Raw genomic sequence first — 19,195 nt, 5'->3', positions numbered from 1 at the left:
TTTTGATATGAAACAACTGAAAAATCAATCTCCAATAATTATTGGAGCAGGCATTGCAGGATTAAGCTCTGCCTTAGCACTTGCTCATAAAGGAATTGCAAGTATTATTATTGAAAAGCGTAAACAGCTTGATAATATTGGTTCTGGTATTCAACTTACTCCAAATGCAACACGCATTCTTGCTCGTTGGGGAGTTCTTAATAAACTTATTAAATTGGGTATTAAACCGCATTTCCTTGAATTAAAAGATGGTGTATCTTTGAAAACGCATTTGCATGTTGACCTTATCCATTTATCTGAAAAACGTTGGAAATTTCCTTATATTACAATTCATCGAGCTGATTTACAGAAAGTTTTATATAATGCTGTTATTAAAAATCCTCTCATTAAATACAAAATGGGAGAAAACATCATATCATTTACTCAATCTGCAACCGATAATATTGAAATAAAAACAATCACAATAGAAGAAAAAACTAGAACGCAACAATATCAATTTTACTCAACATCACTTCTTATTGGATGTGATGGCGTTTGGTCAACATTACGACAGTTTTCTCCCTTTCATGAAAAAGCTAGTTTCAGCAACTTTATCGCATGGCGAGCAACAAGAGAATTTGAAAATCTCCCTCCAAATTTTCGTTCTTTATTACAAAATATAAAAACAATTACTGCTTGGATGGGGCCTAAAAATCATCTTATTGCCTATCCCATTCAGTCAGCAAAAAAATTCAATTTTGTAGCCATCACTCATGGAAAAAATCCAGGAAAAAAATGGAAACAAATAGGAAATAAAGAGACACTCAAATCTCTTTTTAATGATTGGAATCCCGAAATTCTTCAAGTCTTGAATCATATTGATGAATGGAGCTATTGGCCACTATTTCAAATGAAATATAATCGTTTTTTAGGTCTACAACAGCAAGTATTTGTAGGTGATTGTGCGCATGCATTTTTGCCCTTCGCAGCACAAGGTGTTGCTATGGCAATAGAGGACGCTGCCACATTAGCAGAAGTGCTCTCTCTAAGTGATCTCTCACTTATTGAAGCTACTAAACTTTATGAAAAAATACGCAGACCGCGCGTTACAGCTGTAAAAAAACGTGGAGATTTTAATAGATTTGTCTATCATGCAACTGGGCCTATAGCAATTGCTCGTAATTTTTTTATGAAAATCCATACAGCAGAAAATATTATGTCTCGTCTTGATTGGCTATATACTTATGACGCCATGAACCTGACAAAAAATGATATTAGAAAGCATGTAATAGACAGTTTATAAAAGTTATAGCCAGAAATCGCTTAAGTAACTAAAATTATTAATCTATTTTTATCGTAAATATAAAAAGATTTTGAACTTCAATAATAAAATTTGTAAAGCAAATAGAGGCATTCATTTTGCAAATATAAATTTCCCAATATCAGCTTACTTTAATATTTCAACCTAACTCAAAATATAACTCTCAAAATACCAAATAAATGTAATATTTACTTGCTCTAAATAAATAATCGTTATCCTATTAATTTAGCTCAACTCGACATCGACAATACCAGGAAGGGCTTTCATAGCATTGACTACGCGTGAATCCACTTTATACTTTTTGGGGAGAGCTATCTCAACTTCTCGAAGTCCATCCTCTTGAATCAGTATAAGCGCTACCTCTCCATTACCTTTAGAATCTAAATTCTGCTTAATTTGCGGAAGCATATCTGTTGTTTTTATGAAAAGACGCATCATTTTATGATGTCGCAGTGCCTGTTCTTCTAAAGATTCAATTGTTTCAATACGTAAACTAATTCCTTCAGAGCGATCCTCTGCAATAACTGTAATGATAAAAGACTTTCCAGACTCCAGCATATCTCCGTACACAGAAAGTCCTTCGGAAAATATAACTGCTTCATACTGCCCACTCGTATCAGAAAACTGAATAACCCCCATTTTCTTACCAGATCTTGTTTTGCGAATTTTTCTCGCTACAATAGTCCCAGCAAGCCTAGCAGCGGTTGCTCCTCCTTTAACTGAGGCAGCAAAATTTTTCCAAGTCTGAACACGTTTTTTAATAAGAACATCTTGGTACTCGCTCAAAGGATGAGCAGAAAAGTAAAAACCTATTGCCTGAAATTCATAATGGAGTTTCTCAGCGGGAGACCAAGGAGAAGCTTGAGATAAAATCAAAGGTTCTTTTAATCCACCTATCATCCCAAATATATCAATTTGGCCACTAGAATTGTTATCAAGAATACGAAGAGCACGTGCATTAAGAGTTACAAGGCTTGCCAATAGAACTTCACGTGCAACATTAAAACAATCAAAAGCACCAGCATAAATCAAACTTTCCATAGCACGCTTATTCACAATACGAGGATCAATACGTTCACAGAAATCTTCTAAATCCTTAAAAGGCTTATCTCCACGACAAGCCACAATATGATCAACCACCACATCTCCGACTCCTTTAACGGCAGAAAGAGAATAATAAATACAATTCTCACCAACTTCAAAAATGCGGTGTGATGTTTGCACACAAGGCGCAATAACCTCAATTCCTAGTCTTAATGCCTCACGCCAAAAATCATTTAGCTTATCTGTATTTGTCATATCATATGTCATAGATGCAGCCAAAAACTCTACAGGATGGTGTGCTTTCATATAAGCTGTATGATAAGAAACGATTGCGTAAGCAGTAGCATGCGACTTATTAAAACCGTAATCCGCAAATTTTGCTAAAAGATCAAAGATAACATTAGCCTGATCCTTATCAATACCACCATCAACAGCTCCACTTACAAAACGTGTACGTTGTTCTTGCATTTCCTTATGGATTTTTTTACCCATAGCCCTACGCAATAAGTCTGCTTCTCCAAGTGAATAACCAGCAAGCACCTGAGCAATCTGCATCACCTGTTCTTGATAAACAATAACACCTTGCGTTTCTTTAACCAAATGATCTATTTTAGGATGAATAGAGGTAATTTCTTCTTCTTTATGCTTGCGTATATTATATGTCGGAATATTCTCCATCGGACCAGGACGATAAAGGGCTACAAGTGCAATAATATCTTCAATGCAATCTGGTTTCATTCCGATAAGCGCTTTACGCATACCAGCACTTTCAACTTGAAACACGCCAACTGTTTCACCACGTGACATCATAGCGTAAGTCACTTCATCATTAAGGGGAATATGGGATAAATCTACTTTTGTACCTTTCCGTGCAACAAAATCTACAGCCATCTTTAAAACAGTAAGCGTTTTTAAACCTAAAAAATCAAATTTTACCAGTCCAGATTGTTCAACATACTTCATGTTAAATTGAGTTACAGGCATATCAGAGCGCGGATCACGATACATCGGTACAAGCTCTGATAATGGACGATCACCAATAACAATCCCTGCAGCATGAGTGGAGGCATGACGATAGAGTCCTTCTAGCTGAAGCGCTATATCCAACATACGCCCAATAACAGGATCCTTTTTCTTTTCTTCTTCAAATTTTGGTTCATCGATAATAGCTTGTGCTAGCTCAACATTACTACCGGGAGTAGCAGGAACTAATTTTGTAAGATAGTCTACCTGACGATAAGGTACTTCTAAAACACGACCAACATCACGCAATACTGCACGTGCTTGCAATTTACCAAATGTAATGATCTGCGCTACTTGATCACAGCCATATTTTTTTTGAACATAACGAATAACCTCTTCGCGTCGTTCTTGACAAAAATCGATATCAAAATCTGGCATAGAAACACGATCTGGATTAAGAAAACGTTCAAATAAAAGAGAAAAGCGCAAAGGATCAACATCGGTGATAGTCAGCGCATAAGCAACAAGCGAGCCAGCACCAGAACCACGCCCTGGACCGACAGGAATATCGTGAGCTTTTGCCCATTTGATAAAATCCGAAACAATGAGAAAATAACCAGAAAATTGCATCCGCGTAATAATTGAAATTTCATAATTAAGCCGCTGCTCATAATCTGCAATTGTATAGCCTTCTGCTAAGCCAATTGTCTCAAGACGCATTTTTAAACCTGCTTCAGCTTGATTTAATAATTCTTTAGCTTCTGATTCTAAAACAGAAGATGTATCTGCAGATTGCTCTATAAAACGTGGCAAAATTGGTTTTCTAATTGGTGCATAAGCATGACAGCGTAAAGCAATTTCAACGCTATTTTCCAAAGCTTCTGGAAGATCAGAAAACAATGAAATCATTTCATCTTGCGACTTTAAATAATGATCTGGTGTCACACGTTTACGATCTGGATCAGAAACAACTTGTCCTTCTGCAACCGCCATGAGTGCATCATGAGCAGCATATCCTTCTTTATTGAGAAAAAACGCTTCATTAGTAGCAACAAGAGGAATCTCATAGGTGTAAGCTAATTCAATGAGAACTGCTTCCACTTTCCGATCATAAGAACCATGCCGTTGTAATTCAACATAAAGACGATCACCAAAAATTTTTTTCAAATAAGTTAAACGCTCAACAGCTCGTTCTTTTCTATCTTCAGCCAAAGCCAAATTAATCGGACCACTTCGACCACCAGTTAAAGCGATAATTCCTTCATGATGGGTCAAGAGCAAATCAGCTTTAATGTGAGGAAGATCATTATCATTCTTATCAAGATATGCTCTACTAACAAGTCGAACCAAATGCGCATAACCTGTTTCACTAGCAGCAAATAATACGATGGAAGAATAATCAGAAGGATGGCGCAATTTAGCTAAAGACGAGTTACAATTTTCATCATCAAAATCAATAGCAAGTTGACAACCAATAATAGGTTGAATACCATCAGCAAAACAGTATTGTGAAAATTCTAAAGCACCAAATAAATTATTTGTATCCGTGATAGCTATGGCAGGCATATGATCAGAAATTGCGTGCTGAATGATTTGTTTGATTTTTAAAGCACCTTCAAGAAGTGAATAAGCCGAATGCACCCTCAAGTGAATAAAGCGAGGGAGAGAATCTTTATTATCTAGTGTTTTTCTTTTTTTTCCTGACACTTGCACTATTTCCTATTAAAATAGATGCCAAATTGCAATTTTTATCTTGTAAAAACGATTTTTGATTTATACTAAGCTACAATTCTGGCATTCTAGAATATCTAGAAGATGTAATAATAATTTCATTGATATCCATAAATAACTATCAAAAAAATGCCTATAGTCATAATAAAAAACTCATATAAACTAAAATAGAGTATCATATAAAATGACTAATGTTGATTACCTTTTTATCATGTTCTCATTTTCTTCATTATCAGACTATTTAATTTCATGATCCAAGTCTTAAGAAAACAATAACGCAAATACTTATCATATACTATTACTGCGTGATTTATCTTCAAAAAATTCTTTCTAAACACTAGAAAAAATAAACAAAGAAAGCTAAATTTTCGTATGCGTCCAAGCCTTTTGAATCCCCTTTTTACCTCTATTAGCACCCTTGCGGGAGTCAATATAAAAATATGTTCTTTACTTGCTAAAGTTTTAAATATTAATTTTACGCAACGCGAACCCACTCTTATTGATCTTCTCCGATTGATGCCTCATTCTGTTATAGACCGCAGAAAACGACCCGGTATTGCTTTCGCACAAGAAGGAGGTATTGTTACCCTTGAGATTACTATCGATCAACATACACCACCAACGAATTATAGCCGATCACCTTACCGTGTCATCGGTCACGATCAAACAGGTACAATAAACTTAATATTTTTTCATGCCCAACGCCCTTGGCTAGAAAAGCAATTGCCAGAAGGAAAAAAAGTAATCGTATCAGGTAAAGTAGAACGGTTTAAAGGACAGCTCTCAATGATTCACCCTGATCATATAGCCTTCCATGAACAATTAGATCAAATACCATTCATTGAACCGATCTATCCTTCTACTGCCGGGCTCTCTACAAAAACAATAAGACGCGCAATGCAAAAAGCTCTTGAATGTATTCCTCCCTTACCAGAATGGATAGAGGAAAGTGTAAAAAAAGAGCACAATTTTTCTTCTTTTCCTGTTGCTTTACGCCGTATTCATGCTCCTATAAATCCTGATGATCTCAGTTTAGAAAGTACAGCGCGTAAGCGCCTTGCCTATGATGAATTTTTCGCTAGTCAAATAGCTCTTGGTCTTGTACGTTTAGAAACTAAATCACTTTCAGGGATTTCTCGCCCATCAACAGGTGCTTATACTAAAAAACTACTTGAAGTCCTGCCTTTCCAGCTTACAAATGGACAAATAAAAGCAATAAAAGATATTGAAAGTGATCTAGCTTCACCTGAACCCATGTTAAGGCTTCTTCAAGGTGATGTAGGAACAGGAAAAACTGTAGTTGCACTGATGGCAATAGCTCAAATTGCTGAAAATGCAGGACAATCAGCCTTAATGGTTCCAACAGAAGTTCTTGCTCGACAACACTTTGCTACAATCACTCCTCTTGTTGAAAAAATCGGTTTAAAAACAGCTCTATTAACTGGACGAGAAAAAGGAAAGGTGCGCGCAAATATCCTTGATGCTATTTTATCAGGAGAAACTTCTATCATTATTGGTACCCACGCTCTGATACAAGAAAATGTTACCTATAACAATCTTGCCCTAGCTATTATTGATGAGCAGCATCGTTTTGGTGTACACCAACGTCTTACCCTTACAGCAAAAGGCAATAAACCTGACATGCTTGTTATGACAGCAACCCCTATTCCACGTACGTTAGTACTAACATCTTATGGTGATATGGACGTATCAAAAATTACAGACAAACCAATTGGACGTCAACCCATTACAACCGCAACAATTCCTTCAGAACGGATCAACGAACTTATAGAACGAATTGCTACTGCGTTACAAAAAGAAGAAAAAATTTATTGGATCTGTCCCCTTGTGGAAGAATCCACAACTCTCGAGCTTACTTCCATTGAAAATCGCTTTGCGAGCTTACAAAAACGGTTTGGAGCTCATGTCGGTATGATACATGGTAAAATGTCTACTGATGAAAAAGAAGCAGTAATTACATCTTTTAAAAATGCAAATATATGCATTTTGGTTGCAACTACAGTCATTGAAGTGGGAATCGATATTCCTGATGCTTCAATCATTGTCATAGAACATGCGGAACATTTTGGTCTTGCACAACTGCACCAATTACGTGGACGTGTTGGACGAGGAAATAAAAAATCTTCCTGTATTCTACTATACAAAAGCCCTCTCACAAAAACAGCTGAAGCACGTCTTAACATCATGCGCAATACAGAAGATGGTTTTAAAATTGCTGAAGAGGATTTGCGTTTACGGGGTGAAGGAGAACTTTTAGGAACACGACAATCTGGTATGCCTGAATTCTATATAGCAAACCTTGCAGTACATAGTGATCTTTTACTTATAGCAAAGAGGAATGCACATTTATTTTTAAAACGCGATCCTAATCTTTCTTCAGAACAAGGACAAGCTGTACGCTTGCTTCTTTATCTTTTTGGACGCGATGATGCTCTTCAATTAATACGTGCAGGTTAATTTTAAAATAATTTTTTCAATAAAATCACCAAAAACTCAGTTGTAAGTTGTTAGAAAAGATTCTGATACACTCATAAGTATAAATATACTCTTAATGAGCTTCAAGAAGGGTATTAAAAGCATTCTAATTATTATTGATGATATATTTAAAAAATAATTCCGATAAAATAAAAATATTTTTATATATTTGTTGTAAATGCTCTTTTATAATTTTTATAGTTCTTTTAAATAAATCACTTTTTACTCAACAGTCACTGATTTTGCCAAATTACGTGGTTGATCAACATCCGTTCCCAACAAAACAGCTGTATGATAAGCGATTAACTGAATAGGCAAAGCATAAATAATAGGAGCAATAAATTCTGGAACATTTGGTAAGATAATAGTTGATGAAGAATTAAAATGAATTGCTGCTTCTCCCCTTTTATCCGTTATTAAAATAATACGGCCATTGCGAGCAGCTACCTCTTGCATATTAGAGAATGTTTTTTCAAACCATCTATCATAAGGTGCAACAATAATAACCGGTATTTTTTCATCAATCAGTGCAATTGGCCCATGTTTTAACTCACCAGCAGCATAACCTTCAGCATGAACATAAGAAAGCTCTTTCAGTTTGAGCGCTCCCTCTAAAGCAATTGGATAAGAAGTACCCCGCCCAAGATAGAGTACACTTTTTGCATTTACTAAACTACGACATAATTCTTCAATTTTTTCATCCAGTTTTAAAACTTCATTTAAAATCCGAGGTACTTCTGCTAATTGCTGAACTAATTGCTGTTCTGTTGTTTTTGAAAGATATCCACGCTGCTTAGCTGCACTAAGCGCCATTACAGCAAGGGTGGATAATTGACAAGTAAAAGCTTTTGTTGAAGCAACACCAATTTCTGGGCCTGCGAATGTCGGTAAAACAAAATCAGCTTCTCTTGCCATAGTTGACTGCATAACATTCACAACTGTTGCTGTTTTTATACCAAGATTTCTGCAGTAGCGTAAGGATGCCAACGTATCAGCCGTTTCACCAGACTGAGAAACAAACACTGATAACACAGCAGATGTTATAGGTGGTTCACGATAACGGAATTCAGAAGCTACATCATTATCAATACTTAAAGCAGCAAAATTTTCAAACCAATAACGCGCAACTAAAGTTGAATAATAAGCTGTTCCACAACTAGCGAATAATATTCGGTTAATATTGCTCCAATCAATCAAATTTTCAAGCACAGTGTATTTTCTAAAATCAAGATAATGCGTCAAATTATGTGAAACAACTTCAGGTTGTTCAAACATTTCTTTACGCATAAAATGACGGTGATGACCTTTAGAAACCAGCAAAGATCCTTCAAATAATGTTGTAATAGGGCGTTTTACCAGCTGATTATCTGTATCGTAAATTTTTATTCCTTCACGCTTGATAACTGCATAATCTCCATCTTCCATATAGCTTATACGATTTGTAAATGGAGCTAAAGCAATTGCATCTGATCCTACAAAAAATTCATCTCTGCCATAGCCAATCGCTAACGGTGGACCGGAACGAACAGCAATCATAAGATTGTCTTCACCTTCAAAAATAAGAGCAAGAGCAAAAGCACCCTGTAACCTTTTCCAACCTGTGTATGTCGCTTCCTGTGGAGAAAGGCCATTTTTTAATTCGCGCGTAATCAAATGGGCAATAACTTCCGTATCAGTCTCTGTTTCGAAGGTATAACCATCTTCAACTAGTTCCTTTTGTAGTTCTAAAAAATTTTCAATAATACCATTATGAACAACCGCAAGTCGCTCAGTCATATGAGGATGAGCATTTCGCTCTACTGCGTTTCCATGTGTAGCCCAACGGGTATGACCAATCCCTAAATTACCTTCCAAAGGTGTTTTTCTTAACTTTTCTTCTAAATGAACCAATTTACCTTCAGCACGAACACGGTGAAGACGCTCATTATGCACTGTTGCTAAACCAGAGGAATCATACCCTCTATATTCAAGGCGCTTCAAACCATCAATCAAACGGGATGCAACAGATTTATTTCCAAGAATTCCAATAATTCCACACATTAAAAAACTCCAATTTACATCACAAATTTATAATAGACACTATAAAATAATTAAATGATCTTCATTCTAGATTTTAAGCGGCCATTATAAATTGATATGACATGGTCATAACTAAGAACAACTCTCTAAAGAATTATTAAATTACTATTAAAACTGAGAGATAAATAAAAACAATTAATTCTTTTGTTTATTTGCTGATAAACGCTCACGTAATTTTTTTGCACGATCTTCTTTTATCACCTGCCGGGCACGTCCTAAAGCCATACTATCGGCGGGAATATTTTCAGTGATAACACTTCCTGAAGCGATATAGGCTCTTTCCCCTATGATCAAAGGAGAAACAAGTGCTGAATTAGAACCAATAAAAGCATTGTCGCCAATCACAATTTTATGTTTTTTAAAACCATCATAATTGCAAGTAATCGTACCAGCTCCGATATTAGTATGCATTCCAATTTCTGCATCACCGATATAACTCAAATGGTTAATCTTGGAAAACTCTCCTATTTTTGCATGCTTAATTTCGCAAAAATTTCCAATCTTAACCGATCGTTCTAACTCTGTTCCAGGCCGCAAACGTGCATAAGGTCCAATCTGCGCATCCATACCAATCACAACACCTTCTAAATAGCTAAATGCATGAATAACTGCACCAGATCGCACTTTTACCCCCTGTCCAAAATAGACATTTGGCTCAATCACAACATCTTTTTCAACTTCCGTGTCATAAGAAAAATAAACACTTTCTGGTTTTAGTATTCTAACACCAGATAACATGAGATCACGCGCTTTACGTTTTTGCCATAAAATATCAACCTCAAAAAGCTCAAAACAATTATTAATTCCTACAACATTATCAAAAGGTACTTCAACAACCTGAACATTTAAACCCTCACACGCTGCAATAGAAACAATATCGGTCAGATAATATTCTTTTTTCAAATTGTCATTATCAACTTTATCTAATAGAGAAAGAGCATACTTCCCATTAATGGCCATTATTCCGCCATTACAAAAAGAAATTTTTTTCTCTTCATCGCTTGCATCTTTTTCTTCTATAATCGCTACAATCTTACCATTTTTCTTGAGAAGACGACCATAACCTTTTGGATTAGAAGTATAAAAACCAGTGACAACAACATCTGCTCCTTTCGCAAGTTGTTCACGAATTTTGACCAATGTATCTTGTTCAATTAAAGGAGTATCTCCAAAAATAATGAGAACATCATCCACTTCTTGTTGCAAAGCAAATCGAGCAGATAAAACAGCATGAGCAGTACCTAAACGCTCTTTTTGTTCAAAAATCATCGCATTTTTTACAAATGATTGTACAACTTTAGTAACATCTTCTGCACCACCCCCTACAACCACCGCTAATTGTGTAAAATCTAATAATTCTATTTGTCTTATCACGTGACACACAAGTGGCAACCCAGCTACTTTATGAAGCACCTTTGGAAGAGACGATTTCATACGCGTCCCCTCACCTGCTGCTAGAACAATAGAAAGACAACTTCTAACCATAAAAAGCACATAAAACTAACGAAAAAGTCCAAATAAACTTAAAATATCATGCCAACTAATAGTTTCAATATTACTCAACAAAGGATAATTTTCTAAAAGCCAAAATGATAAGTTTTGCATGGAACCTGTCAAAAATAAAATACCTGTAATAATCAGAAAAATACCTATAATTTTTTCAACTTTTCCTAAATGAATACGAAAAGCCCGTAAAAAACCCATGAAACTACTTGAAAATAAAGCAGCTAACAGAAAAGGCACTCCAAGACCTAATGCATAAACTCCTAAAAGTATAGCTCCTTCACTTACAGTTTCTTTCGTTCCTGCAAGTGTTATAATAGGCCCCAAAATTGGACCAATACATGGTGTCCAACCAAATGCAAAAGCTAAACCAATAATATAAGCTCCTAAAGGTCCAGCAGGTGTTTTTCGTGCTTGAAAACGTACCTCACGCAGTAAAAAACCAATTTTAAAAACACCTAAAAAATTTAAACCAAAAATAATAATGATAATTCCAGAAGCAATAGCGAACCAATCACGATAGTAACCAATAAATTTACCAAGTGTACTTGCACTTGCACCCAATACAACAAAAACAGTTGTAAACCCAAGCACGAAAGCAATAACAGAAGACAAAAGTACTAAACGTATAGATGCTTTTCTAGTTTGTTTTTCTGATTGAAAATCATCAATGCTAACACCTGCCATATAGCACAAATAAGGAGGAACTAATGGCAAAACACATGGTGATAAAAAAGACAATGCACCAGCAAAAAATACACTAAATGTCGAAAACTCTAAAACCAAAACTTTAAATATCCCCTTTATAATTATAATTTACGTTCAAAATAATGAATCAATCCATTGATTCATTAAATTGTTGTATATTTTTTGAATTTGCTATAACATTCACATCTTTATCATGGCCAGAAATTACCGAAAAAACCTTTTGATAAATTTTGTCTTTATTTTTAGCAATAGCAATATAATCACCCTCTACTAACACAAGCAAAACATAAGAACCAACTGTTTCATAAATGATATCACCAGAATCATTAGTAATAGACCAACTTGTATCTGCTAATGCTTCTCCTCCTTCTTGACGTACCAACTTTAAGATAATTTGAGCAGCTTGATGTTCAAGGGTCACTTCAGTAATTTTACCGGCCTCTACTTGAATATCTGAGCGTATAATGGCATTAACAGAACCATAATGAGAAACAACGTGATAGTGACCAGCTTTTAAACGCACAACTGATTGTGCTTTAACATTTGCTAGGATTACACCCGTATCATCATTTTCTTTTTCATCTTCATATATAGTAAAACGCAATTCTTTTTCATTAATTGTACCATTAAATAATGTACTATTGAAAACAACACCACCAGCATCAAGATTAAAATTCTTAATAAGATGTTGCCCATTTTCTAAGCTAACATGTTCCACAGAGCTTGCATGACCAAATGAAACATGAATAAGATAGCTCCCTGGTTTTAAATCAAAACGTGCAGTACCACCCTCATAAATTGCAACCAAGAGTAACTTATTTTCATTCCCTAAAATAGGTGCATAAACACGCCATACTAACCCGCTCATAATATTTTCATTATTATTCGTTAGTTGGGCATTTAATATAAGCTGCGAAAGATATGAATTTTCCTTTTTATGATCATGAGAATCTATAATGGAATTAGCTGATTGTTCTCCTTGATTCCTTCTAAATTCCCTTTCTTCAGAAAATGTAAAACTACTCCAAATTAATAAGGCACACGCCATTATCAGCCACAAAATCTGATATGATTTTTTTATAAAAATTCCCATTTTTACATTGTTGATCAAATCAATAATCTTTTCAAGAAGTAATATAGAAAAGCAATTATTCTAAATTGAAAAGCTAACGCCACAACCACATGATGACCTAGCATTAGGATTATGAATTTGAAAAGATTGCCCCATAAGATCATCAACAAAATCAATTTCAGCTCCCTCCATGAAAGGAAGAGATATTGAATCAATAAATACAACCGCTCCATCTTTTTTAATAATAAAATCATCTTCTTTATTTTCAGAGACCAAATCATATTTATAAGAAAATCCTGAACATCCACCCCCTTCAACAGAAATACGTAAAGCTATTTTTCCGGGTTGTCCTGCAAGTATCTTTGCAATTTGTTTGGCAGCAAAATCTGAAATATTCACACTCATAAGTTACTAGATCCTTGAATTAATGAACTCAATTGTAAAGAAAGAGTATCCAAAATACATAGAATTTTGTTAATAATGACTGATTCTAAATTTAAAGTGAGAATGGATAACTTGCAATGGATATAAACAATATCAATTACAATTATCAATCTCGAGCTGTATATAGCACGAACCCCCAAAAAAGCCGTGGCAGACTATTTTATGAGGTAGAAAACACCACACGTACACCTTTTCAACGAGATCGTGATCGTATTATTCATTCCAATGCATTTAGACGTCTTAAACATAAAACTCAGGTTTTTATTGCTGATGAAAGTGATCATTATCGGACACGACTTACCCATTCAATCGAAGTTTCTCAAATTGCCCGCACATTAGCCCGTGCACTAAGCCTTGATGAAGATCTCGCAGAAGCTATTGCTCTTGTTCATGATTTTGGGCATACGCCTTTTGGCCATGCAGGAGAAGATGCTCTGAATGAAGCGATGGCACCTTATGGCGGGTTTGATCATAACGCACAAGCGCTAAGGATTGTTACAAAATTAGAACAACGCTATGCAGATTTTGATGGATTAAACCTTACCTGGGAAACACTTGAAGGACTTGTAAAGCATAACGGTCCTCTTTTAGGTTCTCATTCTAGCAATAAAAATGTTTCTATTGATATTTTGCAATATAATGCACAACAGAATCTTGAGCTTAATTGCTTTGCTGGATTAGAAGCGCAATGTGCAGCTATTGCTGATGATATTGCTTACAACGCTCACGATATCGACGATGGTCTACGTTCACACTTTTTAACAATTAATCAGTTTGAGCAAGTTTCTTTGACCGCTTCATTATTAAAAGATATCAAAAAAAAATATCCAAAACTTGACCAAACTCTATACGGATATGAATTGGTACGTAGACAAATAACGATCATGGTTGAAGATGTTATTGAACAATCACAAAAAAATTTAGCACTCATCAAACCAAAGAGTATAAACGATATTTATCAAGCGAAGCAAACTATTGTTACCTTTTCTCCAATAATGGCTATTCAAGAAAAACAGTTAAAGCATTTTCTCTTTCAAAATCTTTATTATCACGATAAAATCCTTGCACGTCGCAGTACAGCAAAACGCATTGTGCGAAAATTATTCGACTGTTATTATAAAAATCCAAACTTATTGCCTGAAAATTGGTACATTAAAATAACTGATTTAACCGATCAAAAATTAGCGCGGCTTATTGCTGATTTTTTATCAGGTATGACCGATCATTATGCCTTGCGTGAATATTATCGATTATTTAACCATACAGATGATTTCGATTTACAATTTCAAATACAACATGGAATTTGAACATGAATGTTTTTAAGAATTTCGAAAATAAAATTAAAAAACTAATCGAATTATCTGATATAAAAGAAAAAAATGGAAAAATTTTAGATTTATCAAAAATCGTTGCTGATCCGCCACGTGATTCTTTACATGGCGATTTATCAACAAATGCTGCTATGGTACTTGCTAAATCTGTTGGACTAAATCCACGTGCTCTTGCAGAAAAAATTATAGAACTTCTAAATAATGATCAATCTTTTGACTACATTGATCATATTAATGTAGCTGGTCCTGGATTTATTAATATTAAATTCACACAATCATTTTGGCAAGAAACCTTAAAGACAATGATTGAAAAAGGGATATCCTATGGCCGAACTGAAATAGGACAAGGGAAAAAAGTCAATATAGAATATGTATCCGCAAATCCAACTGGCCCCATGCACGTTGGTCATTGCCGCGGTGCTGTTATTGGGGATGTTCTTGCTAATTTGCTTCAATTTACTGGTCATGAAGTTACTAAAGAATATTACATCAATGATGCTGGTGAACAAATAAAAATACTCGCTCACTCTGTAATGTTGCGTTATCGTGAAGCACTTGGACAAACAATTAGTGAAATTCCAGAAGGGCTTTACCCAGGTGAATATTTAATACCATTAGGGCAATCACTTGCTCAAAAATTTGGTGAAAAATTATTAATCATAGATCAAGAAGAAGCTTTATCCATAGTAAAAGAACATGCAATCGATTCAATGATGGCAATTATCCGCAAAGATCTAGCTGCTCTTAATATTTATCATGATGTCTTTTTCTCGGAACGCACACTTTATGAAAATAATGCGCAAGCCATTCGTAGTACAATTAATGACCTTACTTTAAGTGGTTATATCTACAAGGGCACATTACCACCACCAAAAGGGCAAAACATAGAAGATTGGGAACCGCGCGAGCAAACCTTATTTCGTTCAACTGATATTGGTGACGACCAAGATCGTGCCTTAATTAAATCAGATGGTTCTTATACTTATTTTGCCGCTGATGTTGCTTATTTTCGTGATAAATTTAATCGCCACTTTGATGAAATGATTTATATTCTAGGTGCAGATCACACTGGTTATGTAAAGCGATTAGAAGCTGTAGCAAAAGCAATTTCTGGCAATAAAGCCACACTAACCGTTTTATTGTGTCAGTTAGTAAAGCTTTTTCGAGATGGTCAACCAGTGCGTATGTCCAAAAGGGCTGGATCATTTGTTACTCTTCGTGATGTTGTAGAAGAAGTTGGCTATGATCCAGTTCGCTTTATGATGCTTTATCGTAAATGTGAAGCACCTCTTGATTTTGATTTTGCAAAAGTGACAGAACAATCGAAAGATAATCCAATTTTTTATGTACAATATGCAAATGCACGTTGTCACTCAATCTTTCGTCAAACACAAGAAAGCTTTCTTACTGAAAATCTTTCAAACGATACAATGATCGCACATCTTGACCAATTAGTAGATGAGAGTGAAATATTATTAATACGCAAACTCGCGGAATATCCACGTATCATTGAACAAGCCGTCATTCATAAAGAACCACATCGATTAGCATTTTATCTTTATGATCTTGCATCACACTTCCATGGACATTGGAATAAAGGCAATGATAATCCTAATTTACGTTTTATTAAAACTGATAATAAAGAACTATCATTAGCCAGACTTGGTTTGATTCAAGCTATTATTAATATTTTATCATCGGGACTCACAATTATTGGAGTAAAAGCACCAACAGAAATGCGTTGAAAAAGTTCTATAAATATATAAAATGGGTATTTAATTTAAAATATTTTTTGTATATTCTTTAATTTATAAAGACCTAAATTTAATATACAGTAAATTAGTTTAGTGCATAATAAAATCGGAATTAATAGATGTACATAAAAAGATACAGATTGTCATGTGAGAAGACCTATGAGCGATAATGATCGCAAAAATCTAGAGAAAACCGAGCGAGATCATGAGCATTATGATCCTGTGGAAAGGCTTACGCAAATTTTCAATTCAAATCTAGAAAATGAAAAAAAGAATGCTCAAAATGCCCAATCTCCATTAAAAGCAGAACATTCAGTGTCTCAAGTTTCTGGAGATTATTCTTCATTTGATTTACCTTTTTTGGAAGACATCACTGAAAATAATTTAGGTGGCGAATTACCATTTGATAACAATGAACAATCGAACACGCAATTAAATGCTAATAACCAAAACCACATAAATATGTTAAAAGATTTTGCTGTAAATCTTTCAGATCAAAATAATTTTTTTTCTAAAGTAGAACATTCTCCTCATATCAATAACAATGATCATATCAATAATAATGAAGAGAAAATTTTAAACACACTTTCTCCATTACCGATCCGGAATGCTCAGGCAATGCAAAATAGATCAGAGCCTGTTAATATTAGTTCCTCTGAAGAAAATAATTTTAATGCACAAACAAGAAATTCTTTTACTGATGGTGTAGATCCAAGGAGTAATAATATATCTACTGCAGCTCTACATAAAGAGGCCAATCCTCCTTTTCCAGTGAAGGCACAGCAAATAGATGTTTATGGCATACAGCCGGAGTATAATTATCAGAAAAGTACTTACAAGACATCTGTAAACTATTCATATGAAGCAGCAGCCTCTCAACAAAATTCTCTTGAAAATCATTGTACCGATACACCAATTTCTTCCACGAATGCGCGTATATTACATTCATCTTCTAATGCAGCTTCAAATATAAACAGCATTGCAATAAATGAATTAACTAATATTGCATCCACCATGAATTCGTCACAAACTGATAAATTCGTTAATTTAGAAGATTTTTCACAAGAAAAATGTATTATTCATGCTCATGAAAAAGAAAATTTAAAACAAGAAAATAATATTGCAAAAACTTCAGTATATAATAATGCCCAAATTCAATATACTAGAAATGATATCCATAATACTCAAAACATCTCTAAAAATAATGAACAAAGAAAGCAATATAACCAAAACAATTTAAATTTCCCCCCCACATTAGGAACCTTTGATAACGCACAAATGGGTAGTGTTTCTATAGAAAATCTCACACATAGCGATAATTCTCCTCCCAATGTTGATACCTATAAATTTGCAGAGGAGATAGTAGAAAAAACTGAACCAGTTATGGTTTCAGCAGTTTCATATGAAGAACCCAAATATGATGGGCCTAATGATAGTTTAGAGAAAGAGTTTGCTGATGTATTTAGCATAGGTAATACTATAACGGAAAACTTTTCTCAAATACAAAAAAATGAATCTTTTTATCCTGCTAAGCAAAATCTGATGGCAGATTTAAACATAAATACTCAAGAACAAAATACCAACTATTCTTCCACTGAAAATAGAAAACTTTATTCCTCTTCCTTTCCTAAGGATTCAGAATATGAGTATGCAAATGAAACATCCACTAATACGTTAGCGAATCCTTCCTCAAAAAGCTTTACTATCGGAAGAATTCTCGCTAAAAGCCTTGCTTTTCTTATTATAGCAACAATTGGTCTCGTTAGCTATATTCACTTTTTTATATTATCAGATACAAATGAAGATCTAAATATTATTCGTGCTGATAATACGCCTTTTAAAGTCAAACCAGAAATAACTGAGTCTGAGAATAATATTACTCACAATTTAGACGTTTACAAACAGATAACTGAAAAAAATACAAAACAAGAAAGTACACAAAAAGTTCTTTTTGACAATTCTGAAACACCTGAAGATTTAACAGTATTAAACAAGAAAGTACCTGAGAACCCTGCATCTTCTCCTCTTAATGAGGCTTATGTTGAAGATGCAATCACTACAGCCCTTAATCATATTATTCCGACACGAGAAGTTAAGACTGTTGTTGTAAAATCAGATGGTAAAATTATATTGGCTTCGAGTAGCCATACAGATGAAAAACCTGTTACTCAATTTGAAATAACTAATAAAGTTATACCTGAACAATCTCATAAAGTTATACCTGAACAATCTCAAAAGCAGCTATCTGTTCCTTTACAATCATCTGATACAAAGAACAATGAAGCAGAATATAACTTCACGGATCGCGGAAAAACAAGACATACTCCTATAACTGATATTGGTCATGTCACCACAGAAAGTAATTCTGTCTCTGCTATTAAAGAAAAAACGCGAGATTTATTTATACCTGTTCCTTCACCATCCCAGTTGAATTCAAAGGCTCCAATGCCTATTTCTTCTCATTCAGATTCTTCAAGACAAACAACAATGGAAAATGGAGAAAGGTACTATGTACAACTTTCATCCCAACCTACTTCTGAACTAGCAAAAAATTCTTTGAGAAAAATAAAATCTAAATTTGGGTCTGTTATCGGCTCCCGACCATTAAATATTCAATCTGCTCTTATATCAGGGAAAGGTACTTACTATCGTGTCCGAGTTCAAACACAAAATCGTGATGAAGCTATAAACCTTTGTGAAGATATCAGACGATCCGGGGGAAGCTGTTTTATTACAAATTAACAAATATAGTGACAAACTAAACAGCTGT

Annotated in this window: 11 protein-coding genes; 5 read left to right on the top strand and 6 right to left on the bottom strand. The window is 34.6% G+C overall.

What is annotated here, in order from left to right; translation table 11 throughout:
- Positions 1-7: 7 nt before the first annotated feature.
- Complete coding sequence (locus T420_RS0102440) at positions 8-1,282, top strand: FAD-binding protein (RefSeq protein WP_013545000.1); 1,275 nt, start codon at positions 8-10, stop codon at positions 1,280-1,282.
- A 243-nt stretch (positions 1,283-1,525) separates the two neighbouring features.
- On the opposite strand, the gene dnaE is transcribed toward T420_RS0102440, so the two are convergent.
- On the bottom strand, positions 1,526-5,014 hold the full coding sequence (gene dnaE / locus T420_RS0102435) for a DNA polymerase III subunit alpha (protein ID WP_013544999.1): 3,489 nt from the start codon (positions 5,012-5,014) through the stop codon (positions 1,526-1,528).
- Positions 5,015-5,410: 396 nt separating this feature from the next.
- Between dnaE and recG the strand changes: the two genes are divergently transcribed.
- Positions 5,411-7,516, top strand: coding sequence for an ATP-dependent DNA helicase RecG (recG, locus tag T420_RS0102430; protein WP_013544998.1), 2,106 nt, complete (start codon positions 5,411-5,413; stop codon positions 7,514-7,516).
- Between the two features lie 240 nt (positions 7,517-7,756).
- On the opposite strand, the gene glmS is transcribed toward recG, so the two are convergent.
- From glmS to T420_RS0102405, 5 genes are all read right to left on the bottom strand, one after another.
- Positions 7,757-9,574, bottom strand: a complete 1,818-nt coding sequence (gene glmS, locus T420_RS0102425; protein ID WP_013544997.1) for a glutamine--fructose-6-phosphate transaminase (isomerizing) — start codon at positions 9,572-9,574, stop codon at positions 7,757-7,759.
- A gap of 174 nt (positions 9,575-9,748) precedes the next feature.
- Positions 9,749-11,098, bottom strand: coding sequence for a bifunctional UDP-N-acetylglucosamine diphosphorylase/glucosamine-1-phosphate N-acetyltransferase GlmU (glmU, locus tag T420_RS0102420; protein WP_013544996.1), 1,350 nt, complete (start codon positions 11,096-11,098; stop codon positions 9,749-9,751).
- Between the two features lie 15 nt (positions 11,099-11,113).
- The gene (locus T420_RS0102415) at positions 11,114-11,902 is read right to left on the bottom strand and encodes a cytochrome c biogenesis CcdA family protein (protein ID WP_013544995.1); all 789 of its coding nucleotides are present in this window, start codon (positions 11,900-11,902) and stop codon (positions 11,114-11,116) included.
- Positions 11,903-11,951: 49 nt separating this feature from the next.
- The gene (locus T420_RS0102410; protein ID WP_049785185.1) at positions 11,952-12,917 is read right to left on the bottom strand and encodes a hypothetical protein; all 966 of its coding nucleotides are present in this window, start codon (positions 12,915-12,917) and stop codon (positions 11,952-11,954) included.
- 60 nt (positions 12,918-12,977) lie between these two features.
- A complete protein-coding gene (locus T420_RS0102405; RefSeq protein ID WP_013544993.1) occupies positions 12,978-13,301 on the bottom strand; it encodes a HesB/IscA family protein in 324 nt (107 codons plus the stop codon).
- A 116-nt stretch (positions 13,302-13,417) separates the two neighbouring features.
- Here T420_RS0102405 and T420_RS0102400 point away from each other — a divergent pair, with 116 nt between their 5' ends.
- From T420_RS0102400 to T420_RS0102390, 3 genes are all read left to right on the top strand, one after another.
- Positions 13,418-14,647, top strand: a complete 1,230-nt coding sequence (locus T420_RS0102400) for a deoxyguanosinetriphosphate triphosphohydrolase (RefSeq protein WP_013544992.1) — start codon at positions 13,418-13,420, stop codon at positions 14,645-14,647.
- 2 nt (positions 14,648-14,649) lie between these two features.
- The gene (argS, locus tag T420_RS0102395) at positions 14,650-16,416 is read left to right on the top strand and encodes an arginine--tRNA ligase (RefSeq protein ID WP_013544991.1); all 1,767 of its coding nucleotides are present in this window, start codon (positions 14,650-14,652) and stop codon (positions 16,414-16,416) included.
- A 324-nt stretch (positions 16,417-16,740) separates the two neighbouring features.
- On the top strand, positions 16,741-19,167 hold the full coding sequence (locus tag T420_RS0102390) for an SPOR domain-containing protein (protein WP_157861856.1): 2,427 nt from the start codon (positions 16,741-16,743) through the stop codon (positions 19,165-19,167).
- Positions 19,168-19,195 lie beyond the last annotated feature (28 nt).

Origin of the sequence: Bartonella clarridgeiae ATCC 51734, from assembly GCF_000518185.1 — a bacterium.
Taxonomy (GTDB): domain Bacteria; phylum Pseudomonadota; class Alphaproteobacteria; order Rhizobiales; family Rhizobiaceae; genus Bartonella; species Bartonella clarridgeiae.
The sequence above is the reverse complement of the archived record's forward strand: the minus strand, read 5'-3'. Positions and strand labels throughout refer to the sequence as shown.